Source organism: Synechococcus sp. H60.1 (genome assembly GCF_047462335.1).
Taxonomy (GTDB): domain Bacteria; phylum Cyanobacteriota; class Cyanobacteriia; order Thermostichales; family Thermostichaceae; genus Thermostichus.
In genome coordinates, this window is the sequence record NZ_JANSJA010000119.1 from 9,044 (window position 1) to 11,048 (window position 2,005).

1 protein-coding gene and 1 pseudogene are annotated in these 2,005 nt (G+C 62.5%); both read right to left on the reverse strand.

The features are described from left to right. Window positions 1-240: pseudogene (locus NW852_RS06575) on the reverse strand (peptidase M14); the annotation flags it as partial. A gap of 281 nt (window positions 241-521) precedes the next feature. After that, window positions 522-2,005: glutamate-cysteine ligase family protein (locus NW852_RS06580; protein WP_414426574.1), on the reverse strand; the 1,484-nt coding region annotated here is incomplete at its 5' end.

The window sequence follows — 2,005 nt, forward strand, 5'->3', positions numbered from 1 at the left end:
CACATTGCCGATGAAAAGGGACAGGGAACGGGGCAGTTCCCGCTGGACGTAGCGGCGCAGAAGCTGTCGCACCGCCTGCCAACCGGTGACCTCGTTGCCGTGCAGCAGGACGGAAACAAACAGAGGGGGATCCCGTCGTCCCGCCAGATGGATGAGGGTTGGCCCGCCCAATCGGTCGTAGAGTTGATGGGCTTCTAAATCTAGGAGTTGCTCCGGCAGGTGATCGAGAACAGTGAGCATACGGTTTTTTGGACAAGCACCTCAACGCAAACCTTTTGGCTGCTCAAGGGCAGAGGGGATCCGGGAAATAGGCCCTCACCCCCAGCCCCTCTCCCAACGGGAGAGGGGAGATGGAGATTGGGGTAGCGAACTGTCTCATCCTTAGCTGGAGGTAAACAACTGGCTGTCGTGCTTGTGGCTTAGGTCGTCGCCCTGACCTTTGAGAAAGCATCCCTTCCGATGCAGGCATGCCCAAGCGGTGACTTATCCCCCCTGCCGGCAACTATGGGGAGACGGCTTCCCTAGCCGAGATCCCAGGTGTGTACCGGCTGACCTTGCCGCTGCCGTTCCCAGTAGGCACAGGTCAATTGTTGCATATCTTTACCATGCCGAGCCACGTAGCGGCGCTGCCAGGTGGCCCCATTCTGCCCCGACTCGACACGGCCGCGGAGAATGCCCAGGTACTCCTGGATGTCCTGGGGCGCCAAGTCCAGTTGCGCCAAGCCCGCCTCTGCTTGCGGGAGCAGCTCTTGCAACAACAATTGGCGCAGGGATCCCTGCCAACCGTTGAGCCAGGTGATGGGGGCCTCGAGGCCGAAGCGGGCGGCCGTATAAAAATTGGCGCGGCACTGGGCGAAGCTCAGCTCCTGCTCCGGGGGAAGAGGTCGGGATCCCAGAGCTTGCACCAGGCCAAAGTAGAAGGCCGCATTGGCAATCATGTCCGGCAGGGTGGGGCCTGCTGCAGCCACCCGCTGTTCGATGCGCAGGTGGGGAATGGGATCCAAGCCGATGAGGGGGCGGTTCCAGCGCCAGATGGTGCCGTTGTGCAGGCGCAGATGGGCCAGCTCTGAGGGAGCAGCAGCTAGCCTTTGCGGCAACACCACTGGGTAGCGGTGCAGATTTTCCCAAAACAGCTCCATTAGGGATTCCTGGACATAGCCTTGCCCGAAGGTAACGCGAGCTTGGTGGGTGGGGGCGAGGGGGGGTGGGCCATCCAACGCCTGCTCAAACACCGGGATGCGGGTTTCCGCCCACAGGTCGTGCCCAAACAGATAGGGAGAATTGGCTGCCAGGGCTACCAAGGGGGCCGATACGAGCAGGGAAGCGTTGAAGTAGCGGGCTGCCTGGTGGGGCGACACCTGCAGATGGATTTGAAAAGAGGTGGTGGCTGCCTCCAGCATGACATTGGGGTGGGTGACGCGTAGCCGGGCGGCAGGCCCTGCGATCGCCAGCCCCAGGGGCGGGATCCCTGAGGGTTGCTCGCGCCGGTGCAGGTTTAGGATCTGCTCGTTGAGGGCCAGGTAGCGCTTGCGAGGCGAGATCATTTCCAAAGTGAGCTGCTGCTGCTGCAGCGTGGGCAAAATGCCAATCATCATCAGCCCCGCCTGCAGTTGCTCGGCCACTCGGCAGCAGTGAGCCCAGGTCTGCGCCAGCTCTTGGTGCAACTGCCGCAGAGCCGAACCGACCAAGACCTGAGGCCGGCCGTTGATCTCGATGTTGAAGCGGGCCAGTTCCGGCACCACCAGCGGGTTGTTGACGGCCTCCAGGTAGGCGGAGTTGATCGGGGCCGGCTCTCCCTGGGGGGTGACTAGCCAAGCTTCCAGCTCAAACCCACCCACCAGGGATCCCTGGGCAAAAGGTCGACAGGCGGGATCCAGCCCCGGCGCGGCGGCCAGCCAGCGGTCCAGCAGATCTGTCTCCTGCTGCAGCCGAGCTTTGAACTCGGCAAAGTCCTCTGCGCCAAAGCTGAAGGAGGCAATCTCCTGGCCCATCGAGACAACTCCGC